Origin of the sequence: Micromonospora sp. WMMD980 (genome assembly GCF_029626035.1) — a bacterium.
Lineage (GTDB): Bacteria > Actinomycetota > Actinomycetes > Mycobacteriales > Micromonosporaceae > Micromonospora.
Map to the genome: position 1 here is coordinate 4,145,375 of NZ_JARUBE010000003.1, position 23,074 is coordinate 4,168,448.

18 protein-coding genes and 1 pseudogene are annotated in these 23,074 nt (G+C 71.6%); 8 read left to right on the forward strand and 11 right to left on the reverse strand.

Features of this window, described 5'->3' with window-relative positions:
* Positions 1 to 9 precede the first annotated feature (9 nt).
* The 4 genes from O7618_RS19400 to O7618_RS19415 form a co-directional block, all read right to left on the reverse strand.
* Complete coding sequence (locus O7618_RS19400) at positions 10 to 969, reverse strand: PD-(D/E)XK motif protein (RefSeq protein ID WP_278107526.1); 960 nt, start codon at positions 967 to 969, stop codon at positions 10 to 12.
* Positions 962 to 3,667, reverse strand: coding sequence for a Z1 domain-containing protein (locus O7618_RS19405; RefSeq protein ID WP_278107527.1), 2,706 nt, complete (start codon positions 3,665 to 3,667; stop codon positions 962 to 964). The genes O7618_RS19400 and O7618_RS19405 overlap by 8 nt, the downstream gene beginning before the upstream one ends.
* On the reverse strand, positions 3,664 to 5,127 hold the full coding sequence (locus tag O7618_RS19410) for an ATP-binding protein (RefSeq protein WP_278107528.1): 1,464 nt from the start codon (positions 5,125 to 5,127) through the stop codon (positions 3,664 to 3,666). Before O7618_RS19410 ends, O7618_RS19405 begins: the two co-directional genes overlap by 4 nt.
* Before the next feature lie 968 nt (positions 5,128 to 6,095).
* On the reverse strand, positions 6,096 to 8,255 hold the full coding sequence (locus tag O7618_RS19415) for an MMPL family transporter (RefSeq protein ID WP_278107529.1): 2,160 nt from the start codon (positions 8,253 to 8,255) through the stop codon (positions 6,096 to 6,098).
* 46 nt (positions 8,256 to 8,301) lie between these two features.
* Here O7618_RS19415 and O7618_RS19420 point away from each other — a divergent pair, with 46 nt between their 5' ends.
* The 3 genes from O7618_RS19420 to O7618_RS19430 are packed head-to-tail and all read left to right on the forward strand — an operon-like array spanning position 8,302 to position 10,510.
* Complete coding sequence (locus O7618_RS19420) at positions 8,302 to 9,342, forward strand: hypothetical protein (protein WP_278107530.1); 1,041 nt, start codon at positions 8,302 to 8,304, stop codon at positions 9,340 to 9,342.
* 35 nt (positions 9,343 to 9,377) lie between these two features.
* Positions 9,378 to 9,743 carry a VOC family protein gene (locus O7618_RS19425; protein WP_278107531.1) on the forward strand — a complete coding sequence of 122 codons (366 nt, stop codon included), beginning with the start codon at positions 9,378 to 9,380 and terminating at the stop codon, positions 9,741 to 9,743.
* A gap of 32 nt (positions 9,744 to 9,775) precedes the next feature.
* Positions 9,776 to 10,510 (forward strand): DUF2071 domain-containing protein, encoded by a 735-nt coding sequence (locus O7618_RS19430; RefSeq protein WP_278107532.1) that lies wholly within the window; start codon positions 9,776 to 9,778, stop codon positions 10,508 to 10,510.
* Between the two features lie 96 nt (positions 10,511 to 10,606).
* On the opposite strand, the gene yidD is transcribed toward O7618_RS19430, so the two are convergent.
* Complete coding sequence (yidD, locus tag O7618_RS19435) at positions 10,607 to 10,987, reverse strand: membrane protein insertion efficiency factor YidD (RefSeq protein ID WP_278107533.1); 381 nt, start codon at positions 10,985 to 10,987, stop codon at positions 10,607 to 10,609.
* Between the two features lie 123 nt (positions 10,988 to 11,110).
* Here yidD and O7618_RS19440 point away from each other — a divergent pair.
* Positions 11,111 to 11,970, forward strand: a pseudogene (locus O7618_RS19440) (AraC family transcriptional regulator).
* Here the strand turns inward: O7618_RS19440 and O7618_RS19445 are convergent.
* Positions 11,967 to 13,220 carry a phosphotransferase gene (locus O7618_RS19445; protein ID WP_278107534.1) on the reverse strand — a complete coding sequence of 418 codons (1,254 nt, stop codon included), beginning with the start codon at positions 13,218 to 13,220 and terminating at the stop codon, positions 11,967 to 11,969. The pseudogene O7618_RS19440 and the gene O7618_RS19445 sit on opposite strands and share 4 nt — an antisense overlap.
* Before the next feature lie 108 nt (positions 13,221 to 13,328).
* Here O7618_RS19445 and O7618_RS19450 point away from each other — a divergent pair, with 108 nt between their 5' ends.
* Positions 13,329 to 13,475, forward strand: a complete 147-nt coding sequence (locus O7618_RS19450; protein WP_278107535.1) for a hypothetical protein — start codon at positions 13,329 to 13,331, stop codon at positions 13,473 to 13,475.
* A gap of 30 nt (positions 13,476 to 13,505) precedes the next feature.
* Complete coding sequence (locus tag O7618_RS19455; RefSeq protein ID WP_278107536.1) at positions 13,506 to 13,922, forward strand: hypothetical protein; 417 nt, start codon at positions 13,506 to 13,508, stop codon at positions 13,920 to 13,922.
* Between the two features lie 14 nt (positions 13,923 to 13,936).
* On the opposite strand, the gene O7618_RS19460 is transcribed toward O7618_RS19455, so the two are convergent.
* Positions 13,937 to 15,091, reverse strand: a complete 1,155-nt coding sequence (locus O7618_RS19460; RefSeq protein ID WP_278107537.1) for a hypothetical protein — start codon at positions 15,089 to 15,091, stop codon at positions 13,937 to 13,939.
* Between the two features lie 265 nt (positions 15,092 to 15,356).
* On the opposite strand from O7618_RS19460, the gene O7618_RS19465 reads away from it, so the two are divergent.
* Together O7618_RS19465 and O7618_RS19470 are read left to right on the forward strand one after the other, a co-directional pair.
* Entirely contained in the window at positions 15,357 to 16,898 is a 1,542-nt protein-coding gene (locus tag O7618_RS19465; RefSeq protein WP_278107538.1) for a gluconokinase, read from the forward strand.
* 22 nt (positions 16,899 to 16,920) lie between these two features.
* On the forward strand, positions 16,921 to 18,438 hold the full coding sequence (locus O7618_RS19470; protein WP_278110073.1) for an SLC13 family permease: 1,518 nt from the start codon (positions 16,921 to 16,923) through the stop codon (positions 18,436 to 18,438).
* A 273-nt stretch (positions 18,439 to 18,711) separates the two neighbouring features.
* Here the strand turns inward: O7618_RS19470 and O7618_RS19475 are convergent, their stop codons facing one another.
* From O7618_RS19475 to O7618_RS19490, 4 genes are all read right to left on the reverse strand, one after another.
* Positions 18,712 to 18,996 carry an antibiotic biosynthesis monooxygenase family protein gene (locus O7618_RS19475; protein WP_278107539.1) on the reverse strand — a complete coding sequence of 95 codons (285 nt, stop codon included), beginning with the start codon at positions 18,994 to 18,996 and terminating at the stop codon, positions 18,712 to 18,714.
* Between the two features lie 35 nt (positions 18,997 to 19,031).
* Positions 19,032 to 19,790 (reverse strand): MerR family transcriptional regulator, encoded by a 759-nt coding sequence (locus tag O7618_RS19480; RefSeq protein WP_278107540.1) that lies wholly within the window; start codon positions 19,788 to 19,790, stop codon positions 19,032 to 19,034.
* Between the two features lie 54 nt (positions 19,791 to 19,844).
* Entirely contained in the window at positions 19,845 to 20,477 is a 633-nt protein-coding gene (locus O7618_RS19485; protein WP_278107542.1) for a hypothetical protein, read from the reverse strand.
* Between the two features lie 119 nt (positions 20,478 to 20,596).
* Positions 20,597 to 22,876, reverse strand: a complete 2,280-nt coding sequence (locus O7618_RS19490; protein WP_278107543.1) for an EAL domain-containing protein — start codon at positions 22,874 to 22,876, stop codon at positions 20,597 to 20,599.
* Between the last annotated feature and the right edge of the window lie 198 nt (positions 22,877 to 23,074).

A 23,074-nucleotide genomic window follows, 5' to 3' on the forward strand; every position in this document is an offset into this window, starting at 1 on the left:
CAGTGCCCCCTACTCCGCGGTTCTGCGCCAGCGGTCGGTGATGAAGTCCTTGATCGCGCTGATCCGAATGTCGTAGGTGGCGCCTACGACTGCCTCCGGGATGGCGGAGCGCCGTATGGCCGGGAAATCAGGCGCCACGTTGTACTCGGTGCATTCCGTGGCGACGAACCAGTGGTCGGCGTAGCGACGGTCTGTGGAGTCGACCTGGAGCGCGTCGAGAGCCTTGTCGAAGGCGAGGGCGGCGTCCCGGTCAGCAACCAAGTCCGCACAGATTCCATCGACCAGCATCGGGAGGTTGACGGCGTCAGCGGTTCCTTCATCGACCTCGACCAGCGTCACCGTCGCCAGGATGATCGGGTCCGCGTCAAGTTGCTCGAGTGAAGAGATCCGGATGCTCTTCGCGTCGGTCCGCCGGGACTTGACCTCGTACCTCGGGCCCAGCGGGAAGACATAGTCCTGATGACTGCCGTGCGGGCCCCGCCAAGCCAGCGCGACCTTGGCTGCCTCCGCCCGCTGCCTCAGGAGGTGGACGCCGAACCACAGCTCGGCGATGAGTCCTCTCAGGGCATCCTCACTGAGCGGAGGTCGGGGTCCACGAGCAAACATCCGCTTCCACTCGGCGACGACCTTGAGCAGCGTCACCACGGCCTGCGCCTCGGTGGCCGCATCGGCAGTGCGGGACACCAAGTCGGTGGAGAACTGAAGGTACGGTTCGAGGAAACGGCGATCGGTCAGTGACAGCGCCAGTGTCCATTTATGGTCGCCGGTCCGCTGCCGCCGCTCCACCTCGATGATCCCGGACAGATCCGGGAGCGGCGGTTTGTCCTTGACGATGATGAAGATCATCGGGTCATCGCGGTCGTTGACGCCGACTATGAACCGGAGGGGGTGGGAGGAGTCGACCTCGAATTTTCCGGGACTGGGCGACGCTATGATTTGCCGCCAGCGTAGGACGAAGAGGTCAGTCATCGACCTCATCCGCAATCTCGGACTCGTCGATCTCGATGAACCACTTCCGCTGCGCGACCGTGTTGATGACGTACTCGACGTCGCCCCGTGAGTCCTTGGGATCACCGGCCCTGCCTGGTATGGCAAGCTTTACGGCAATGATGATCTTGTTACTATCAACCCCCTGCGGAAGCTTGTCATCCTGCGGCAGCAGCGGGTACAGCAGCATGGCTGGCCGGCGAAGGCGGCTGTAGAAGACCGTTTCCGGAGGATTCTTGCCTTTGCCATCGGCGCCTGCGTCAGCGACGGCAGCTTGGACGTCATTATTAGACAGGAGAACGCGGACGTCGGTGGGGCCCGCTAGTCGGCTACTCGTGCCGCTTACGCGCAGCTCCTTATCCGCCCCCCTGTCAATCGTTCGCCGCGGAGGGTAAAACTTCACACCAGCGAACTCCTCTGGGACCTGCTCCCTACTGCCGTTGACCACTACGACGTCCCAGGTCTGAAACTCAGGTGCGGTCGCATGCCTCGCGAATGAGCTGAGCGCCGACGCGGAGAAGATCGCGTCCGACGGGTGTGCCTGGTACTGGCTGAGGAAGTTGGCGATGACGCGCTTCGGTACGCCGGTCCATCGCGGCCAGCGACCCGTCACGTTTCGGGTGGCGGTGCTCGCGGCGATCGCGTCGCCGAGCCGCTGGAATGCCGACCAATTTTCCGAAATCACCTTTTTTTCAGAGGACAGCTTGGTGGTCTCGATGCGTTTACCGGCGAGAGAGATGGTCTTGCTTCGGGTCTCGGCGGCCCTCATCTTGTTTTTGGCGGTGATCAGCAGCGCGCCAGGGTGCTTCTTGACCGCGATGCCGAAATCCTCCGGAGTGAGCTTCTGGCGGAGCATCAGCCGAAGATCGCGGCGGAGTTCCTCCACCGAGTCCGCGACGTGCCGGTAGTCGGAGGCGGATGCCTTATCGATCCAAATCCGGCAGATGTCCTTGTAGCCGTCGCGGTAGCCGAACCAGCGCGCCATCTGCATCAACGTGTCGGAGGCGACGACCCGGCGGTAGAAGTAGCTCACCGTCAGGCCCTGGAGTGTCAGCCCTCGGCTGAGCACGTCACCGCCGACGGCGATCATCCGCTGCGGCCGGTCCCAGTGCTCATCCTCCTCACCCAGGACGCGGTCCTTGTCTGAGTTGAACAATTGAACGCGGATGTCCGCCGCCGCGGCCGCGAGTACGTCCAAGACCTCCTCCCACGTCTCTGTGATGTTCGGGTACCGCCGATTGAAGGTCTCCTTGACGATGTCGAGGGTCCTGTTCGGATGGCCCATGCGGTACTGGGCTGCGTGGGCCTCGATCTCGTTACGCAGCGTGAAGACCTCGTCCTGTACCGAGTCGAACACCTGGCTCTGCACGCGCTTGAAGCGGGAGACGTTCACGAGCATCGAGCGTGGCGCGCGTTGGCCTCGCAGGTCACGGACCGCGTTGGCGACGAAGAAGGTGCGGATCGCCTCGCGGAGGGACCCGGGTACTTCTCCGATGTTCCAGTGTGCTTTGTGCCCGAGACGGGTGAACTCCTCGGCGTCACCCAGTTCGACGAGCATCGCGCCGGAGGGCTCCTCAAGGGATCCGAAGGTGGCCTGTGAGCCCACGTAGTTGGACGGTGACTCAAGGCCGTAGATGTAGTGACGCGGGAACAGATCATTCTCGACCTCGTGGTCGATGAAGATGTTCGCGAACGGGGTCGCGGTAAACGCGACGTAGGAGCTTCGCGAGAACAGATCGAGGATGCCACGAATGCCGCTGTTGATCGTCGTCGGATTGTGGTCCTCCCGGGTGTTGACCGAGGCGTAGTCGGACTCGTCATCGAGGAGCAGCAGGGGAAGGGGCAGCTTGCCGCCTACCTTGCGCTGCCGGCCCAGCCATTCGGTGAGCGCTTCCAGCACCGCCTTGTTCTTCTTAACCACGAAGACGTAGGGCTCGGCTGAGTCGGTGCCGACCGTGATGTTGGATGCGGCGAGGCTGCTGGTCCGGAAGTCCTGGATTACCGTCGTCATGCCTTGGGCGTTTGCGAGCCGCGAGTCCAATGCCCCGACTCCGATGTAACGGGTCTGGGCGGGGATGCCGGGCCGGGCGACACTGAGGCTGGTGTCGCGACCGATGAGCCCCTCGTCGACGCGCTCCTGGGTCTGCTGACGCAGCGATTCCGTGTTCCCCGCCAAGACGATGATCAGTCGGTAGCCGGCATCGACCGCCTTGTTGAAGAGCGCGAGGTACGTAGAGGTCTTGCCGGACTGAACTTCGCCGATGACGAGGCCCCGACGCGCCCACGGACCCGCGGCAGTAGGGTCGCCTGCGAAGTCAAGGATCTCGTCGGTGAGCTCGTCCATCTTGTCGATGACTCGCGGCGGCCGCCCATCGTTCAACATCCACTGCTTGAAGTTGAGCCATCGCGACCAGTCCATCTGCCGCTTCTTGTCCTGCAGCCATGGCTTGAAGTCCTCGCCGACGATGGCGACGCCCTGCTCGACGTCGATGCTGAGCCGCTCCGTCAGCCGTCGGACCAATGCGGCGACATCCTCGTCAGTGGCGTCGGGCGCGGCCGCTCGGCGGTACTGCTCCACCATCTCGGTGAGGTGTACCTCCGAGTGGGTCCTGCCAGCGAGCAATGCGCCGACGACCTTCTCCAAGGCCGCGATCTGCTCCTGACTGTTTCCGTTGATCAAGACGCGGCCTTCCTCAACAGTGCTTCAGGGTTTCGGGAGAGTGTGAACGGTTCGACATACCGCAGTCGGGCGACGAAGTCGTCCGCGGACTCGCCGGTTCGGCTGAACACGGACCACAGGGTGACCGCGTAGTCGAGGAGCTCACCCTCGTCCGAATGCTGGGGCGCGTGCGCGCTGTCACCGCCTAGGCGGTTGTAGGCGTCCTCGACGGGAAAGGACGACTCGATGGTCCTCAACAGCTCACACAGCAGCCGACGTGCGCCGTTCTCCAGTTGCTCGTCAAGGGCGGCGAGCAGCGGGTGCTCGCGATTGAGCTCATATCGGAACGAGCCGCGTTCGTCGATAAGTTTCCACGTCCTGACGACCCTATCCGAAGCTGCCGCGGGCCGGCCCCGGTACAGCTGAGTGCGCTGACTCGGGTGGACGATCCGGTCCACCAAGCGCTTCAGCTGGTCTCTGATCTCCGTCGGCGGGACGGCCGCGGACTTCTTGATGTCAAGAGACCACAGGTGGTCGAGGGTGTTCGGGATGTCGACGCGGACGCGCGCCAGTTTGCCGAGGTCGTCCTTCGGCACAAGGCGGAACCAGGTTCCCCAGATGACTAGGCGCCTGGCCCGGTAGATGTAGAAGCCCTGGCTGTCGCGCAGCCGGCCGGCGATCTGCGCGGTCTCCTTATCGGTCTGCGAAAGCTTCGAGATGTAGGGCAAGGTAAACGGCTGAACGTCGATCCTTGCGCCAGCGATGGCAAAGGACTCGGCCGGCCCTTTCTGGGTGGCCCGGTGCACCGTGAGGAAGGGGTCGACAACCTTCAGCCGGACACCGTTCAGCGCCATCGCGACCTTGGGCTTGTCGTCCTCGCCCGAGATGAAGCGATGGAAGACGAGTGAGAGGTGCGCCCGAGCGTTGAGCATCTGCTCATTGAAGGCCTTGGCAAAAATTGTCTGGCTGGCCGAGGGGAGACGGTCGAAGTGCCGCCAGACGACCAAGGTCCCGCTCGGGTTCGCTTTGATCTCGTCGTAGCGGGGGAGGTTCGAGGCCTCCGCCTCGGAGAGGGTGAGCAGCGCCCAGCGCCTCGAGCGGGTGAGGTAGTCAAGGTCCCAACGCAGCGCCGTCACCACACCGTCCCGTTTGGTCACCACCGTGAGCTCGCGGCATTGGGAGAGTGACGCGGTCTTGAGTCCTAGTCCGAAGCGACCAAGGTCGTCGGGCCGCCTGCTCCTAGCGGCGCCCGTGCCCGCCAGACACATCGCAGCGCGAGCCTCGTCGGCGTTCATTCCGGTTCCGTCGTCGACGATAGCCAGGTAAGGCTCGCCCTCCGCGCTAAAGAACACCTCGACACGGTTTGCCTGCGCGGTGATCGAGTTATCGATCAGGTCGGCGACCGCCGCCTCAAGTGAGTAGCCGACGGCTCTAAGCGACTCCATCAGCTGAGGCTCCGGAGGGAGCTCCTCCTCGTTCACACTTTCTCTCCCGCTGGTCAGGTCTGTTACTAGTCGATGGTTCGAGGAGCCGAGCGGTCAGCCCGGCGGGGCCTGGCACATCCACGGATTACGACTCGCCTGCGACATGTGCCGCGACAACACGTACATCACAACCGACCTCCCCATGACGGTCTTTGGACCCTACCGGTCGGAGTCCCGTGAGCGGGAGTCCTCGGTCGTCAGCAATTCACTGACCGAGCTGACACGATCAAGGTCCGTTTCGACATGTTTCGGAGCCCGCTCGGACGAAAGCCGGCCGAAAGCGGTTTCCCGCCGCCATCGTGGCTTGCGCCCGGCTGCCACCATCCCGGCCGGAACCTCGGGGCGCGGGGCTTGACGATGGAGCTTCGCCGGCGCCGGCTCATACTCGCCGGCGGCATGACGAGGGTGGCCTTCGGTGCGTTCGTGCTGCTGTGCGTCCGCCGGGACAGCAGCTTCCGCGTGGTCGGGAATCTGGTCTTCGGGGCGCCCAGCCTTTGCTCGGCGCTAGTCCACGGTCATGAGCATGCGGCCGATCCGGTTCCACATCGGCGCTCCCGGACTGACCGTTCGGCAGGCCGACCTCAGGATCGACCGTCTGCGGCTGTGGACGGAGATCGACTGTCTGATCCTCGACAACAGGTGCTGGTCTCCACCTGCTACAAGGTCAACATGAACCCGTCCGCGGGGCTTCTGCTGATACCGGCCGACGGGTAGCCTCTCAATCTTTCGCTGACCCACCGGAGCCCGACGGACGGCCGCCCCTGCCTGGTACTCCTCGAACTCGACGACATGCGGGAGTCGTCGGACCAGGTGGCGTAGTCACTCGCCCGTTTCGGCGGGCCGTGAAGAGCTTCCTCTCGTCGCACACGGATACGACCGTGCACAGTTCGACGCGTTCCTCGACGACCTGTGCGCGGCGCTGGGTCGCTGGGAGAACGAACCGCAGGACGCCGACTAGCGGCCGGTCAGACCTCGGCCGCGCCCACCGGCTCCGCCGCCGCGTGCCGTCCCCCGCCGTCACGCCGCTCGTCCCCGTGCCCCGGCCACCACGCCTTGTGCCCGATCAATCCGGTCAGCGCCGGCACGAAGAACATCGACATCACGAACGCCGACAGCACGATCCCGATCGCCACCGCGAACCCCATCTGCTGGAGGAACGAGATCGGCGCGAGCATCAGCACCCCGAACGTGCCGGCCAGGATCAGCCCGGCCGCGGCCACCGTCGGCCCGGCGTGTTCCACGCCGATCGCCGCGGCCTGGTGCGGTTCGTGGCCCTCCCGGGCCTCCTCGCGTAGTCGGGCGATCATCAGGATGTTGTAGTCGGTGCCGATCGCCACCACGAACAGGTAGAGGATGATCGGCAGCTGGAACGTGACGCCGGGGTTGCCCTGGAGCCCCTGGAACACGTAGACGGTCGCGCCCAGCGTGGCCGCGAAGTTGAGCAGCACGGCGATCACCAGGTAGATCGGCGCGACGAGGCTGCGCAGCAGCAGCGCGAGGATGAGCGCGATCAGGCCGGCGGCGACCGGCAGGATGACCGACAGGTCCCGGTTGTTCGCCGAGTTGATGTCGGCGAAGATCGCGGTCGGGCCGCCGACCAGTGCCTTCGTACCCGATGGGGCCTTGTCGTGCAGCGCGTCCCGCAGGTCGTCGCGGACCAGGGTGATCGCCTCGTTGGAGACCGGGTTCTCGTCGAGCAGCAGGCTGATCCGGGCGACGCTCGGGTCGGTGGCGCTGCGTTCGGCCGGCTGCACCCGGGCCACGCCCGGCGCGCTCGCCGACGCGGCGGCGAAGTCGTTGACCTGCTGGTCGGTGAGCGGGGTGCCGTTGCCGGTGGTCAGGTAGACCTCGGTGGGCGCGAGCGCGCCGGCGGCGAAGCCGCGCTGGAGGTCCTGGGCGGCCCGCGCCGACTCGGTGTCCTGCGGGAAGCCGGCGCTGAAGTCGTAGTCGGCCTTGTAGCCGAGCACCCCGGCGGCGAGCGCGACGAGTAGCACGCCGGAGGCCGCGGCCACCACCGCGGGCCGGCGGCCGACGACGGCGCCGAGCCGCCGGGACAGGGTCGCCTTCGGCGTACGCTGCCACGCCTTCGACGGCCAGAACACCCAGCGGCCGAGCAGCGACACGATGGCCGGGATCAGGGTCAGCGAGGTGACCAGCATGACGCCGACGGCGATGGCGAGCGCCGGGCCGAGCGAGCCGAAGAAGCCGAGCGAGGCGAGCAGCAGCACCAGGAACGCGACGATGACCGCGCCGGCGGCGGACGTGATGACCTCGCCGACCCGCTGCACCGTGACGATCATCGCGGTGCGCTTGTCGTCGCCGGCGCGCAGCCGTTCCCGGTAGCGGAACAGCAGGAACAGGATGTAGTCGGTGCCGATGCCGAACAGCACGATCAGCAGGATGGTCTGGAGGTCCTGGCTGACGTTCAGGTCGAACGCCTTGCCGGCGGCGGCGACCAGCCCGGTGGTGACGGACATGACCACGCTGATCACCACGACCGGCAGCAGCGCGGCGATCGGGCTGCGGAAGATGATCAGAATCAGCCCGATGATGAGGATGATGGTGGCGACGCCGACGATCGCGAACGCCGAGTTGAATGTGTCCTCGTTGTCGACGAAGCTGGCCACGTCACCGGCCACCCCGGCGGTCAGGCCGCTGCCGGCCAGCTCCGGGCCGAGGGCGGCGCGCAGGTCGCGTACGGCGTCGAGCAGCTTCGGGGCGTCGGGGCTGTCGGCGTCGAGGCCGACGGTGATGATCTGCACCGACCTGTCCGGCGCGACGGCCTGCGGGCCGGTGAGGTAGCCGGTGGTCTGCGGGATGTTGCGCCCCTTGAGCGCCTGGGCGAGCTGCCCGACGCGGGCCTCGTCGGCAGCGGTGAGCGGCTTGCCGTCGGCGCGCTTGACCACGACGGTGGCGGTGGCGGTGGCCGCCTGCGGGAACGCCTTGCTGGCCAGCTCGGTGGCCTGCACCGACTCGTAGGAGCGCGGCAGGAAGCTCTCCTGGTCGGCGGAGGTGATGTCGCTCAGCGACGGGCTGGTGACCACGATCGCGATCGCGGCGAGCAGCCAGCCGCCGATCACCCACCAGGCCTTGCCGACGACGAACCTGCCCAGTCGCTCGAACATCGCTTCCCCCGTGTGTCCGACTGTGTCACCGGGTATCCTACCGTCGGTGACCAATCCTTTTCGGACGGCGCGCGCGGAGGTGCTGACGGCCTGGTTGCTGGCCACCGTACCGGCCCCGCTGGTCTTCTTCGGATGGACCCACCGCTGGGAGGAGGACCCGCCGGTCGTCGCCGCGCTGTGGTGGCCGGTGCTCGCGTCACCGGTGCTCGCCGCCGTGGTCGCGGCCGGTCAGCCGCGGCATCGCGGCCCCGCCGGCCCGGCGCTCGCGGTCGCCACGTCCACACTGGTCACGGCCCTGCTGCTGGGCGCGTCGCTGGCCTTCTTCCGCTGGGTGGCGCCGCTGACCGGCGAGGCCCGCTGGGGGCGGGCGCTGCTCGGCGGCCTGGCGCTCGCGGTGGTCGGGGCCCTGATCGGGTACGCCGTCGGCGGCCGTCGTGCCCACCGGGGCCGCCCGGCGTCGCGGCGCGGCTACCTGGTCGGCTGCCTCGCCGTCGTGTTCGGGGCGTTGCTGGCGCAGTCCGCGGTCCGGCTCGGCGCCGAGGGCAGCACGAGCGGGCTGGTCCCGAGCGAGTACGGCGGAACGGGCCCCTACGCCACGTCGGCCGGGCGGGTCACGGTGCCGGCGCCCGGCGCGTACGCGATCTTCGGGGTGGGTGACGCCCCGGCGGGCGCGGACTGCCGGCTCACCGACGCCGCCTCGACGGTCCGGGTGGCCGAGCCGGTCTCCGTGCCGCCCGGCAACTTCGGCGGTGACGCCACCGCGTTCGCCTGGGTCGCATCGGTCCGGTTGCCGGCGGCCGGCGCGTGGACGCTGGAGTGCCGGTCGTCGGACCCGCAGGCGTCCTACGTGCTCAGTGAGGTGCCCCGGGTGCGGGGCGCGGTCGGCGCGCTGATCCACTGGCCGGTGGGCCTGATCTGGCTGCTCGGCGCGCTTCCCGGCCTGCTGATCGGCGCGGACACCGCCCGGCGGCGGCGCACCGGCCGCCGTCCGGGTGGGACCGGGTCCGGGGGTGCGTCCGCGCCGCCGGACGAGGTCGCGGGCGGGGGTGCGGTCGGTGCGCCGGGAAGTGTCGTAGCCGGCTCGTAGCCTGGCGGGGTCATCGGCGATCAGCGGGAGGCGACGTGCTCGACCACTTCTCCGTAGCGGTGCGCGACCTGAAGGCCAGCGCCGCGTTCTACGACACGGTGCTCGCCCCGCTGGGCGGGCGGCGGATCATGGAGCCCGGCCCGATCGGCTACGGCGTCGACGCGCCCGACTTCTGGGTCGAGCCCGCGCCGGCCGACTCCGCCCCGGCGCCGCTGCACATCGCGTTCACCGCGCCCGACCGGGCGGCCGTGCGGGCGTTCCACGAGGCGGCGGTGGCGGCCGGCGCCGAGGTGTTGCACGCGCCGAAGGTGTGGCCGGAATACCACGCCGGCTACTACGGCGCGTTCGTCCGCGACCCCGACGGCAACAACGTCGAGGCGGTCTGCCACCGGCCGGAGTGACCGGCCGGCCCGCCGGGAGGCAGGATGGGCGGGTGGAGATCGAGCCGGTCGAGCACGCGCCCACCCGCGCCATCCGTCGGGCCTGGCTGGCGCAGCGCTGGCACGACCTGACGTTCCTGCACTGGGCGGCCCCGCCGGAGCGGGTCGCGCCGCTGCTGCCGGCCGGCACCCGGCCCGACACGATCGACGGGCTCACCTACGTCGGGCTGATCGGTTTCCGGATGGTCGGGCTGGGGTTCGGCCGGGGGCCGGGCATCCCTTATTTCGGCACGTTCTGGGAGACCAACGTGCGGCTCTACTCGGTCGACGGCGCCGGCCGGCGGGCGGTGGTGTTCCGCTCGCTGGACGCGTCCCGGCTGGTGCCGGTGCTGGTCGCCCAGCTGAGCCTCCGCCTGCCCTACAAGTGGTCGGCGATGCGGCTGGACCGCGCCGGCGAAACGCTCACCTACCGCTGCCGACGCCGCTGGCCCGGCCCGGCCGGCGCGTCCAGCCGGATGACCGTCCGCGTCGGCGCGCCGATCGCCGAGCCGACGCCGCTGGAGCACTTCCTCACCGCCCGCTGGGGCCTGCACACCCGGGCCCACGGGCGCACCCTTCACCTGCCGAACTGGCATCCGCAGTGGCCGCTGCACCGCGCCGAGCTGCTGCACCTGGACGACGAGCTGGTCACCGCCGCCGGCCTACCCGCGCCGGACGGCCCACCGGTCAGCGTGCTGCACTCCCCCGGCGTCCCGGTCGTCTTCGGCGGCCCCACACCGCTCCCCTGACTTCCAGTCCAGCCCGGTCTGGCGCGGTCAGCCCGGTCCCGCGCGGTCAGCCCGGTCCAACCGGTCCAGCCGACCGGCCAGCGCGGCCCGATATGGTCAGAGCAGCGGGTCGTGGGTGCCGCGCGGGACGCCCGGGCGGCAACGGCGTACCCGATCGGCGGCCAGCCGCCCGCCCACCGCCAGGCCGTGCCGTTCCACCGCCGCCAGTCCGTACGCGCTGCACGTCGGCGTGAAGCGGCAGGTCCCCGGCCAGCGGTGCGACAGCCGACGCCGGTAGCCGAGGATCGCCGCCCGCCCGGCCCGGTCCACGACCGGGGCGCGCGCGATGCCGGCGGTCACCGAGCCGAGGGTGAGCAGTGTCGAGAAGAGTCCGAGGTCGCAACAACCGGGGCCGTCGCAGTCGACCAGGTCGCAGTCGCAGTCACACCAGTCCCGGTCCTTCTTCTTTTTCTTGTGGCGCCGCTTCCAGTTGATCACGACGCCATGATGCGACACCCCCGCCAGTCGCCCCGGCCGGGCGACCGGAACGGGTCCGGTGAGGTCGAATCGGCGGGTGGGCGGCACCCTAGCGTCGTAGGCGTAACCAGGAGGGAGCATCGGGTGCTGGATCGGCTCAACCACGCCATGGACCACCTCGAACAACGGCTCGACCAGCCGCTCGACGTGGCCGCGCTGGCCCGGGTCGCCTGCGTGTCGGAGCACCACTTCCGGCGGCTGTTCTCGGCGCTGGCCGGGGTGCCGCTGTCGGAGTACGTACGCCGCCGCCGGCTCACAGTGGCCGCCGCCGACGTGCTCGCCGGCCGGGAGTCGCTGCTCGACGTGGCGGTCCGCTGGGGGTACGGCTCGAACGAGGCGTTCGCCCGCGCGTTCCGGGCCGTGCACGGCGTCGGCCCGGCCGAGGCGAGGCGCGTCGGATCGGTGCTGCGGTCCCAGCCCCGGATGTCCTTCCGGCTCGTCGTCGAAGGGAGCACAAGCATGGACTATCGAATCGTGACCAAGGAGGCGTTCCGGCTCGTCGGGTTGAAGGCGCGGGTGCTGCTGGTCCACGAGGGGATGAACCGCACATCGTGGCGTTCCTCAAGAGCGTGGACCCGGAGACCGTACGCCGGATCGAGGCGCTCTCCGACCAGGAGCCGCGCGGCGTCGTCAACGTCAGCGACGACCTGGCCGGTGACCGCGCGGAAGGCACCGAGCTGGACTACTGGCACGGTGTGGTGACCGGCGCGGAGGTGCCGGAGGGGCTGGACAGCCTGCCGGTGGCGGCCGGCGACTGGGCGGTGTTCCGCAGCTCCGGGGCGTTCCCGCAGGCGTTGCAGCATCTGTGGCGGGACGTGTTCACGCAGTGGTTCCCGTCGAACCCCTACGAGACGCGGCCCGGGCCGGAGATCTCCCAGGTGCGGATCGCCGAGGGCGGCGACACCGCCGACGCGGAGTTGTGGATCCCGGTACGCCGGGTCTAGCGTCGCGCCTCGGCTGCGGCCTGCGCCAACGCGGCCGGCACGTCGTGTACGTGGTAGGGATGTTCGCTCGGCTCGATGCCGGCGAGGAACATCGCGTACACGGCGGCCAGCCGCAGCGGCGCGACCGGCCGGAGCAGGTCGAGCGCCCGGCGCGGGTCGCCGCCCGGCGCGGCGGCCCGCCACCGGTCGGCCCACGCCTCGACCAGCCGGGCGGCGGCGGACGGGGCGAGGTCCTCGGTGAGGCGCAGGATGTCGAACCCGGGGTGGCCGACGAACGCGTCCGCCCAGTCGATGACGACCGGGCGGGTGCCGTCGCCGCGCACGTTGCCCGGGTGCAGGTCGCCGTGCACGAGCGTGTCCGGCAGCCCGCAGTCGCGGACCCGCCGCAGCCGCTCGTCGAGCCCGTCGAGCAGCCCGGCGGCCACGGACACGTCGTGCCCGGCCAGCCGAGCCCGGACCCATTCCGCCAGCCGCGCTCCCCGAAGATCGGGTACGCCGTTCCCGACCAGCCGGTCCACCGCCCCCACGGCCCTCATCTGCACCGCGTGGTGCGCCACCGCGATCCCGGCCCGCTCGACCTCCCCCGCCCCGTACCGGTCCTCCCCCCGCACGTCCTCCACCAGCACCCGCCCCTCCCCACCCACCGCCAGCACCACCGGCCCGCCGACGAGCCAGGTCAGGACGGTGGGCTCGTGGTGGGCGAACGTGGGGAGCTGCTTCAGCCAGGCCGGGCCGTGCGGGGTGTCCAGGCGCCAGATCGCGGAGAGGTTCCAGGTGCGCTGCTGCGCCACGGCGGTCACCGGGCGGCCGAGGCGGCGCAGCTCGTCGGTGGCCCAGGCGACGCTGCGGGCCGGGCCGCCGGCCTCCGCCCACGGCTGGCGCAGCGGATGCGGCGCGAGGTCCACGGCCGCCGGTTCCAGGGGTACGCCGGCGGGCTCGCGTTCCCGCGCGCCGTGCCCGGCGGGATCGCGTTCCCGCGCACCCTGCCGGCCGAGATCGCGTTCCGGCGCACCGTGACCGGCGGGCGGGCCGAGGAGCTGGGCGAGGTAGCGGACGTGGCCGCCGGGTGGGTGCGGACGGTCGGCGCCGAGCAACCGCAGCACGGCCACGTCGACGCCGTGCCGCCGGCGGGCGCCGTCGACGACCGAGGCCACCTGCTGCCACCACGGGTCCGGCACCTCGAACGGGGGCAGCGCGCCGAGCGGCCGTCCGGCGGCGTCGACCAGGACCACTGTCACGGTGCGGGACACGGCCGGACGCTAACCGAGCACCCCTACGGGAGGCGAGCGGATTCATCCGGGAGCGGCGCGGGGCCGACCCCTGATGTCCCGGCGGCCGGCGGCGGACAGGCTGAGGCAATGAGCCTTCTCGATTCCCCGACGCATGCGGCGATCCGCTGGTTGCGGCCGGTAGGTGTGACATCGGCGTCGCTGCTGCTCGGCTACGGGCTGCTGCGCCTGCTCGACCGCCTGGACGGGCACAGCGACAAGGGCGCCTGGGCGTGAAACACCGGGCACACCCTGTTCCTGGTCGGCGTGCTCGGGTTCGCCGCGCTCATCGTCGGGCTGCACGGTGTGCTGCGTACCCGGTCGGGCCGGCTGCGGACGCTCGACGACGTGGCCGCGCTGGCCGGCCTGGTCGGCGCCGCCGCGTTCGTCTGGGTGATCCTCGGTGACCTGTTCCCGCGCCTCGCCGACGCGGTGGACACCCCGGGCGTGGTGCTGTTCGGTGGCCCGGCGCTGTTCGAGCTGGGCCTGCTGGTGCTGCTCTACCGGGCGGCGGCGACGCGGCTGCTGCCGGTGTGGGCGCCGGTGCTGGTGCTGCTCGGGTTCGTGGCGATCGCGGTGAACCTGGACCTGCTGCCGGTCGGCGCCGCGCTGGTCCTGTCCGGCCTGCTGCCGCTGCGCGCCCAGGGTGTTAAGCGGGGGCCCCGCCTATACCGGAAGCGTTAACAGGGGGCCCCTCCTTACATCCAGACGGTGCGGCGCGGGCCGCGGTGGCCGGCGCACACGTCGCGCTGCCCGCCGGTGCGGCTGATCGCGCCGTCGCGGCACTGCACCAGCCAGCCCCGGCCGGACCAGAACCCGGACGCGCACTCGAACCAGTCGCACACCTCGGCGGCGGGCCTGCGGACCCGCTGGCCGCCGCAGAAGTCGTACCCGAAGGGGTTCGGCGGCGCGCCGCAGCGGCGCTCGACGGTCGGCTGCGGGTCGGCGCCGCGCGGCGCGGACGGGCTGCGGCGCGGCTCCGGGCCGGTGCTGGGCCGGACCTGCACGGCGGGGGCGACCGCCGGCGGCGCGGGCGAGGCGGTGGCGGCCGGGGTGGCGGCGGCGGCGCGTTCCGACCCGGCCCGGGTGGGCGGGTTGGACTCGACGAGCATCGCCGGCACCGCCAGCGCGAGCGCCGCGCCGACCGCCACGGTGCGCCGGCCGCCCGGCAACCGTGCGGAGAACCGGGCCTGGGCCGGGGTGAGCACCGCCGGGCGTCGCGGGCGCAGCTCGGCGTGTTCGGCGAGCAGCTCGTCCAGTTCGGCGACGACCGCGGCACGCTGCTCGATCGCGTCGGCGAACGCCAGCGTGAGCGTGAACCGGAAGTCGGCCGCCGCGCCGGTGGGCAGCAGCAGGCCCGAGGTGCGCCGCCGGTCCAGCACCTGGATCAGGGTGACCGGCGCCGCCGGGTCGTGGGACAGTCCGGTCATCCGGCCGTACGTCCAGTCGCGCCGGCCGCGGCCGCCGAGCAGGACGAGGCGGCGGTTGGTGAGCACGGCCAGCCCGGCGTCGACGACCCGGATCCCCTCCGGGCGGCGTGGGCGCAGCACCGGCGGGTCCGGGTCGACGGTCAGGTCGGGGGCCGGCAGCACGGCGGTGTGCCGCACCTCGACCAGTTGCGCGGCCGGCAGCGTCCAGAAGACCACCTCGCCGGGGGTCAGCTCCATCGGCAGGCCCACGCCGGCCCGCTCCGACCCGTGGAAGGACACCGCGAGGGTACGCAGGCGGCGCAGCTCGTCGTCGCGGCGGCGCCACGCCTCGTCGGCCGCGCGGAACGCGCGCTGCCGCCGCTCGTTCTGCCGGTGCGCCCACCGGTAACGCCATGTGGAACCCGTCGAATCAGTCATCGCCACGCCGACTCCTCCGCCGCGCGAGCCCACCAACCGGGGTGTCACCGGTATCAACGGCCGGGCAGGGGTGCGAAGACACGCGAAAGTCACTAATTAGACCGATTGGTTGATTGACGGACGCGATCGGCGGAAAACGCCGCGTCGATCCATGTTTCGTGCCGGGCCTCGTCCGGTCGCTCCGCTTCGCCATGCGGGCCGCTGGACTCGTCGGTAACGTCAGCCGCAGGGCCGGGCGTACGCGGCCCCCGCTGGGAGCGGAGGTGCACCGGTGGGCGACCCGACCGTCGTGCTGGGCGTGGACATCGGCACCACCAGCAGCAAGGCGGTCGCGTTCGACACCGACGGCCGGCAACTGGCCAGTCACTCGATCGGCTATCCGCTCCAGGAGCCGCACCCGGGCTGGGCCGAGCAGGACCCGGACGTCATCTACCAGGCCGTGCTCGGGGTGATCCGCGCGGTCGTCGACGAGCTGGGCGCGCCGGTCGCCGGCCTGTCCTTCAGCACCGCCATGCACAGCCTGATCGGGCTGGACGCCGAGGGCAACCCGCTCACCCCGTCGATCACCTGGGCCGACTCCCGGGCCAGCGCGCAGGCCGAGCGCCTGCGGGCGGCGCCGTCCGGGCTGGCGCTGCACCGGCGCACCGGCACCCCGGTGCACCCGATGGCGCCGCTGCCCAAGCTGGTGTGGTTCGCCGAGCAGGAACCCAAGCTGCACGAGCGGGTCTCGCACTGGGTCGGGATCAAGGACCTCGTCCTGCGGCGACTGGCCGAGGCGCTGGTCACCGACCACTCGGTCGCCTCGGCCACCGGCCTGATGGACATCCACCGGCTGGCCTGGGACACCGAGGCGCTGCGCATCGCCGGCATCACCGAGGAGCAGCTCCCCCAGCTCGTCCCCACCACCCACGTGCTGCCCGGGTTGACCGCCGACGCGGCCCGGGCCACCGGCCTGCCGGCGGACACCCCGCTGGTGGTGGGTGCCGGCGACGGCCCGCTGGCCAACCTCGGCCTCGGCGCGGTACGCCCCGGCGTGGTCGCCTGTTCGATCGGCACCAGCGGCGCGATGCGGGTAATGGTGGAGCGCCCGGGCGTGGACCCACTCGGAGGCGTCTTCTGCTATGCGCTGACCGAGGACCGGTGGGTGGTCGGCGGCGCGATCAACAACGGCGGGATCGTGCTCCAGTGGGCGCACGACGCGCTCGCCCCGGAGCTGGGCGAGGACGCCGAGGAGGAACTGCTCGGCCTGGCCGTGCAGGCGCCGGTCGGCTCCGGTGGGCTGATCATGCTGCCGTACCTGCTCAGCGAGCGGGCGCCGCACTGGAGCGCGCTGCCGCGCGGCGCGTACATCGGGTTGACCCACGGCCACGGCCGCCCGCACCTGGTGCGGGCCGCGCTGGAGGGGGTCTGCCAGCAGCTCGCGCTGGTCCTGGCGTCGGTGCGCGCGGCCGGCAACGAGGTCCGCGAGGTGCGCGCCAGCGGCGGCTTCGCCCGCAGCCCGCTGTGGCGGCAGATCCTCGCCGACGCGCTGGGCACGCCGGTGCGCTTCCCGGCCGGGCACGAGGGGTCGGGTTTCGGGGCCGCCCTGCTCGGCATGCAGGCGCTCGGCCTGATCTCCTCGGTCGAGGTCGCCGCCGACCTGGTCCGGATCGACGAGACGGTCCACCCCGATCCCGCCGCCGCCGCGACGTACGCGGCGCTGCTCCCCCTCTTCTCCGAGTTGTACGACGCGCTCGTGCCCACGTTCGCGTCGCTGCGACGGCTGGCCCCGAGCCTGCCGCCGGAGCCACCACCGACCGCCCCTCCCCGATGACCAACCAGAGGTCGTGATTGCCGTGGTAACACTGCTCGCCGCGCCGGCGGAACCACTCACGAACGCCGGCGACACGCAACTCGTCATCGCGGCCCTGCTGGGCATCGCCGCGGTGGTGCTGCTCATCGCCTGGGGCAAGGTGCACCCGTTCCTGGCGCTGATCCTCGGCGCCGCGGTGCTGGGCGTGGTCGCCGGCGTCTCCGCCGACAAGGTCGTCACCTCGTTCAGCGGCGGGGTCGGCTCCACGGTCGGCGGCGTCGGCCTGCTGATCGCGCTCGGCGCGATGATCGGCGGCATGCTCGCCGAGTCGGGCGGGGCGGACAGCATCGTCGAACGGGTCGTCGGCCGGGTCTCCGGCGGCGCGCTGCCCTGGGCGATGGCCGGGGTGGCCGCGCTCATCGGCCTGCCGCTCTTCTTCGAGGTCGGCGTGGTGCTGCTGGTGCCGATCGTGCTGCTGGTCTCCCGCCGGGTGGACGTGCCGCTCATGAAGATCGGCATCCCGGCGCTGGCCGGCCTGTCGGTGCTGCACGGCCTGGTGCCGCCGCACCCGGGCCCGCTGGTGGCGATCGACGCGCTCGGCGCCAACCTCGGCCAGACGCTCGCGCTGGGCCTGCTGGTGGCGATCCCCACGGTGATCATCGCCGGCCCGGTCTTCGGCAACTTCATCGCCCGCTACGTGCCGGCCACCGCGCCCGAGGCGCTGCTGCCCACCCGCCGCGACCTGGCGGTCGCCGGTGACCGCAGCCCGACCCGCCCGGGTGACGGCCGGGTCGACGCCGACGGCGACCTGGTCACCGAGGACGACCTTCTCAACCCCGGCGCGGGGCGTCCGGGCGCGTCGATCGACGAGCCGGCCGGGCCGCGCTCCCGCCGCGCGCCCGCCCTCTGGGCCGCCGTGGTCACCGTGCTGCTGCCGGTGGTGCTGATGCTGCTGCGGGCCGTCGGCGAGCTGACCCTCGACGAGGGCACCGCCGGCCGCAGGGCGCTGGACATCGCCGGCACCCCGATCGTGGCCCTGCTCGCCGGCGTCATCTTCGCCATGATCTTCCTGGGCTACCGCAACGGCTTCAGCCGCAGCCAGGTCTCCGGCTTCCTGGGCGGCTCGCTGCCGGCGATCGCCGGCATCCTGCTGATCGTCGCCGCCGGCGGTGGTTTCAAGCAGGTCCTGGTCGACGCCGGCGTGGGCAACCTGGTCGCGAACGCGGCCGAGGGCGCCAACCTGTCACCGCTGCTGCTGGGCTGGCTGGTCGCGGTCGGCATCCGGGTCGCCACCGGCTCGGCGACGGTCGCCACCATCACCGCCGCCGGCATCGTCGCGCCGCTGGCCGGCACGCTCCAGGGCCCCGAGGTGGCGCTGCTGGCGCTGGCGGTCGGCTGCGGCTCGCTGTTCTTCTCGCACGTCAACGACGCCGGTTTCTGGCTGGTCAAGGAATACTTCGGGCTGACCGTGGGGCAGACCATCAAGAGCTGGTCGGTGATGGAGACCATCATTTCCGTGGTCGGCTTCCTCGGCGTCCTCCTGCTCGACGTCTTCATCTAGCCGGCCGCCGCGCCGGCCCGCCTGGGCGGATGTCCGTCCGCGACCGCCTTTGGAGCTGATAGCACCGACGACTCGGTCGGTCATGCCGACCGGCGGCGCTGTCGGGGACAGCGGGCACGGCCGGGCGCGGGCCCCGCCGGCCGGTGACATCACCAACGACTCAGCTCCAAAGGCAGTCCGAAGCGCACTCTGGCGGAGACGCGGAGACGCGGACGAACCGGCGGGACCGGTCCGCGGAGCGCCGCCGCCGAGGTCGGGCGGCGGCGGTGGCGGTCAGGGGGCCTCGACGCCGGCGATGCGGAACTTGTGCACCTCGGCGCCGAGGATCGCCGTGATCTGCTCGGCGTCCGGTCCGGAACTCCGGAACGCGAGCAACTGCTCGTCGGACTCCCACCGCTCGTACACGTTGATCCGGCCCGGCTCGACCAGGTCGGCGCTGACCGCGAAGTCGACGCAGCCGGGCGCGGCGCGGGCGGCGCGGACGGCGTCGGCGCAGGACGCCAGATAGGCGTCCCGCCGGGCCGGATCGACGTAGAGGGTGCCGGCGACGATGAACATCCGGCCATCGTGCCAGGAGTGCCGGCGATGCCGGGTCAGGACCGGCTGATCGCGTTGGCGTGGATCGCCTCGTTCAGATAGGCGGCCATCCCCGGCCGGATCGCCTCGAAGTACGCGGTGAACCGGGGGTCCGCCACGTACATGTCGGCCAGCCCGGTGTGCATCTCCAGCGGGCAGTCGTACCACCACTCGGTGATGAGCCGGCGGTGCTCCTCGGCCAGCGCCATCGCCTCCGGCCCGTCGGCCGGCGCGCCCGAGTCCATCAGCGCGGCGAACCGCCGGCCCCAGTCCTCGTTCACCTCCTTGTTGCGCAGCCAGTCCTCCTTCGAGTAGCGACCGGCCCGCTCCTGCGACTGCCGGTACGCCTCGGTGTCGCCCCAGCGCCGCTCGACCTCCTCGGCGTGCTCGTCCGGGTCGACGTCCCCGAACACCTCGAACCGCTCCTCCGGCGTCAGGTGGATCCCCAACTTCCTCGCCTCCATCGCGCGTTCGATCGCCGCCACCATCTCCTGGAGCTTGCCGATCCGCCCGGACAGCAGCTCGTGCTGCCGGTTCAGGTGCGCCACCGGGTCGGCGGCCGGGTCGTCCAGGATCTCGGCGATCTCGTCCAGCGGGAACCCCAGCTCGCGGTAGTAACGGATGAGCTGCAGGCGGTCCAGGTCCGCGTCGTCGTAGCGGCGGTAGCCCGCCGGCGTGCGTCCGCTGGGCCGCAACAGCCCGACCTCGTCGTAATGGTGGAGCGTGCGGACCGTCACCCGGGCCGCACGCGCCACCTGTCCCACCGTGTATGCCATGGTTCCCTCCCTTCCACGACCGAGGCTCCCGCCTCCCGCGGCGTGAGGGTCAAGTCAGGTGGTGATTCTCTCCTGCGCCGGAGCGGCGAAGGCGGCGTTCGCCGGGGTACGCACGGCGTGCACCAGGCCGGCGGCCGAGAGCAGCAGGAGCAGCGCCGCGCCGAGGTACATGGCCAACGCGCCCTGCTCGGCCTTGCGGCCGAACTCGCTGAAGCCGTACGAGGTGAGCAGCAGGCCGCGCAGCGTCTCGCCCTTGAACACGGTGTCCCGCTGGGCGCTGACGTCGGCGAGCTGCTTCTGCAGGTCGGCCAGGTTGGCGGCCTTCGCCTGCTCGGCCTGGGCCACCTGCTCGCCCAGCGCGGTCTGCGGCTCGCCGAGGTCGGCGTACGTCTTGCCGCCGGCGATCGACGTCAGGTGCAGGCCGATGAACTCGTTGGCGTAGCACTCGGCCTGCTTGCCGGTGGTGAGCTGCTGTCCGGCGTACTCGCGCAGGCAGGCCGACTTCTGCTCCTCGTCGGTGAGCTGTCCGGCCGGCTTGAAGCTGATGTGCTGGGCGGCGAGCTGGTCGTGCACGTAGTTGTTGGCGAAGTTGGCGTTCGTCGTCAGGACGACGCCGACGACGAGCAGCAGGACCGCGAGACCCAGTCCGCAGATGCTGAACAACAGGTCGAGTGTGCGTCGCTTCATCTCTGGCTCCCGGCTGGAGGGGATTGACGAGAACCATCGTGGCGGCGGCCGGGGTGCCCGGAGCAGGGTCGAACCCCCCGTCCCGGCCGGGACCTTCGACCCGTGTGGGCCCGGGCCGGTCAGCGGGTGGCGTCCGCGGCGGCCAGCGCGGGCAGCAGGTCGGGCAGGGCGGTCGGGCGGCCGTACCGCCAGCCCTGACCCTGCCGGCAGCCGATCGCGGTGACCGCGGCGTGCTGCGCGCCGGTCTCCACCCCCTCCGCCACCACCGCCAGGTCGAACGCGCCGGCCAGCCGGTTGACCATCTCCACGGTGGCGTACGCGCGGGCGTCTCCGGCATCCAACCGGGACACGAAGGACCTGTCGATCTTCAGCTCGGTGGCCGGGATCCGATGCAGGTAGCTCAGCGACGAGTAGCCGGTGCCGAAGTCGTCGATGGCGATGCGGATGCCGAGGTCACGCAGTTGCGCCAGCCGGTCGAGCACCGCCTCGCTGCCCTCGATCAACGCCGACTCGGTGAGTTCCAGCGTGAGCGCGCGGGGCGGCAGGCCCGCCGCGCCCATCGCGCCGGTGACGGTGGCGATCAGGTCGGGCCGGCACAGGTGGGCGGCGGCGATGTTGACCGCGACGGTCACCTCGGGCGCGTGCTCACGCCAGGTCGCCGCCGCCCGGCACGCCTCGTGGATCACCCACCGGTCGATGGCCAGGATCAGCCCGGTCTCCTCGGCCAGCGGCAGGAACCGCGCCGGGGTGAGCACGCCGAGACGGGGATGCCGCCAGCGGACCAGCGCCTCGGCGCTGCGGACCGTGCCGGTGGCCAGGTCGACGATGGGCTGGAACTCCATCAGCAACTGGCCCTCGTCGACCGCGCGGCGCAGGTCGGCGATCAGCTCGGCCCGGCTGACCGCCGACTCGCGCAGCTCCGGCGTGCACGTCCGCCAGGCGGACTTGCCGGACGCCTTCGCCGCGTACATCGCGATGTCGGCGTCGCGGAGCAGGTCGGTGTGCGAGCTGTGCTGCGGGCCGTACTCGGCGACGCCGATGCTGGCCGACGGGTGGACGCCGAGGTCCTCCTCGCCGGGCAGCGGTTCGAGCGCGGCGAGCAGCCGGACCGCGAGCCGCTCGGGCGACACCGGGCGGTCCCCGGCGACCAGCACGGCGAACTCGTCGCCGCCGAGCCGGGCGATCATCCCGTCCGGGCCGATCGCGTCCCGCATGCGCTCCGCGGTGGTGGTGAGCAGGCGGTCCCCGGCGGCGTGCCCGAACCGGTCGTTGACCTGTTTGAAGCCGTCGAGGTCGAGCAGCACCACGGCGACCGGCCCGCCCTCGCGCAGGGCCCGGCGCAGCCGCCGGATGAAGGTCAGCCGGTTGGGCAGGCCGGTGAGCTGGTCGGAGTAGGCGAGTCGGCGCAGCCGGGCGACCAGCCGCAGGTTCTCGTTGGCGGCCAGACCCTGCCGCAGCGCGAGCACCCCGAGCAGCGCCATCATGCCGACGAAGACCAGGTGCGGGGTCTGCCCGGTGGGCCGCCGGGACAGCATCACCGCGACGATCGCGCCGCCCACCGGCAGGTACGGCAGCGCGACCCGCCACCACGGCGGCAGCGGCGACTCACCGGCGTCGTCGTCGGCGTCCCCGCCGCCCGGCGGCGGGTAGCGGGTGGCGAGGCCGACCAGCAGGTAGCTCAGCGGCCAGCAGACGTCGACCGGGTGCCCCGGGGCGTAGCTGCCGTGCGCGACGAGGGAGACGTAGACCGCGTCGGCGCCGGCCCGGATCGCCAGCCCGGCGCCGATCACGGTGAGCGCCCGCCACATGTGCCGGCCCGGCCCGGCGACCGCCACCAGGATGGTGAGCTGCATCAGGTCGAACATCGGGTAGAGCAGCCCGAACGTGCGCAGCGGGTCGGACAGGTCGGCGTCGGCCAGGTCGCGGAACACCACCACCCAGCCGACCGGGATGAGGGCCAACGCGACGATCACGCCGTCGAGCAGCGTGCGGGCCTGCCCGACCAGGCTGCGCGGGCCGGCCCGGGAGCACAGCAGCGCGGCGGTGCCGGTGACGATGCCGGCGGTGAAGAGGCCGCCGACCAGCGGCGTGTGCGGCAGGTCGATCCCGCCGAGCCGTTCCACGGTCCACACCGCCCGGCCCAGCGCGGCGAGCAGCATGGTGGCCGCGAGGAGCCCCCAGAACCGCCGCAGCGCGACCGGGTGCCGGCGGGCCGCGCCGACGCAGAGCACCGCCGACCAGCTCGACACCGCCATCGCACCGAGGTCGCTGACCAGGGCCGCGCCGGGCAGCGCGGCGACGAGCCAGATCATCTCCCCGAGTACGACGACGGCGGCCGCGACGAGTCCGACACGGCCGGCGAGCGGTTGACGGGCCGGCGCCGCGACGGCGAGGCTCACGTCGTGCTGGGGGACAACGATGCGCTCCGGCTCTCTTCCAGACGTGCGCCCTCGGCGACGAGGACCGGACGGCGGACGACGAACGGCGCAAGCCTAGTCAGCGCCGGGAGCCGCCGCCAGAGTCGTGCGTTGTCGGTCACCGGACCTGCGCGGGCTCGCGGTCCGGCCCGGCGCGGTGGCCGGGCCGGACCTGTCGTC

Bases quoted from the DNA above. Each gene is read 5' to 3' on its own strand.
- O7618_RS19400 (WP_278107526.1), bottom strand. From the start codon at position 969: ATGACTGACCTCTTCGTCCTACGCTGGCGGCAAATCATAGCGTCGCCC.
- O7618_RS19415 (WP_278107529.1), bottom strand. From the start codon at position 8,255: ATGTTCGAGCGACTGGGCAGGTTCGTCGTCGGCAAGGCCTGGTGGGTG.
- O7618_RS19450 (WP_278107535.1), top strand. From the start codon at position 13,329: ATGAGCCTTCTCGATTCCCCGACGCATGCGGCGATCCGCTGGTTGCGG.
- O7618_RS19475 (WP_278107539.1), bottom strand. From the start codon at position 18,996: ATGTTCATCGTCGCCGGCACCCTCTACGTCGATCCGGCCCGGCGGGAC.
- O7618_RS19480 (WP_278107540.1), bottom strand. From the start codon at position 19,790: ATGGCATACACGGTGGGACAGGTGGCGCGTGCGGCCCGGGTGACGGTC.
- O7618_RS19485 (WP_278107542.1), bottom strand. From the start codon at position 20,477: ATGAAGCGACGCACACTCGACCTGTTGTTCAGCATCTGCGGACTGGGT.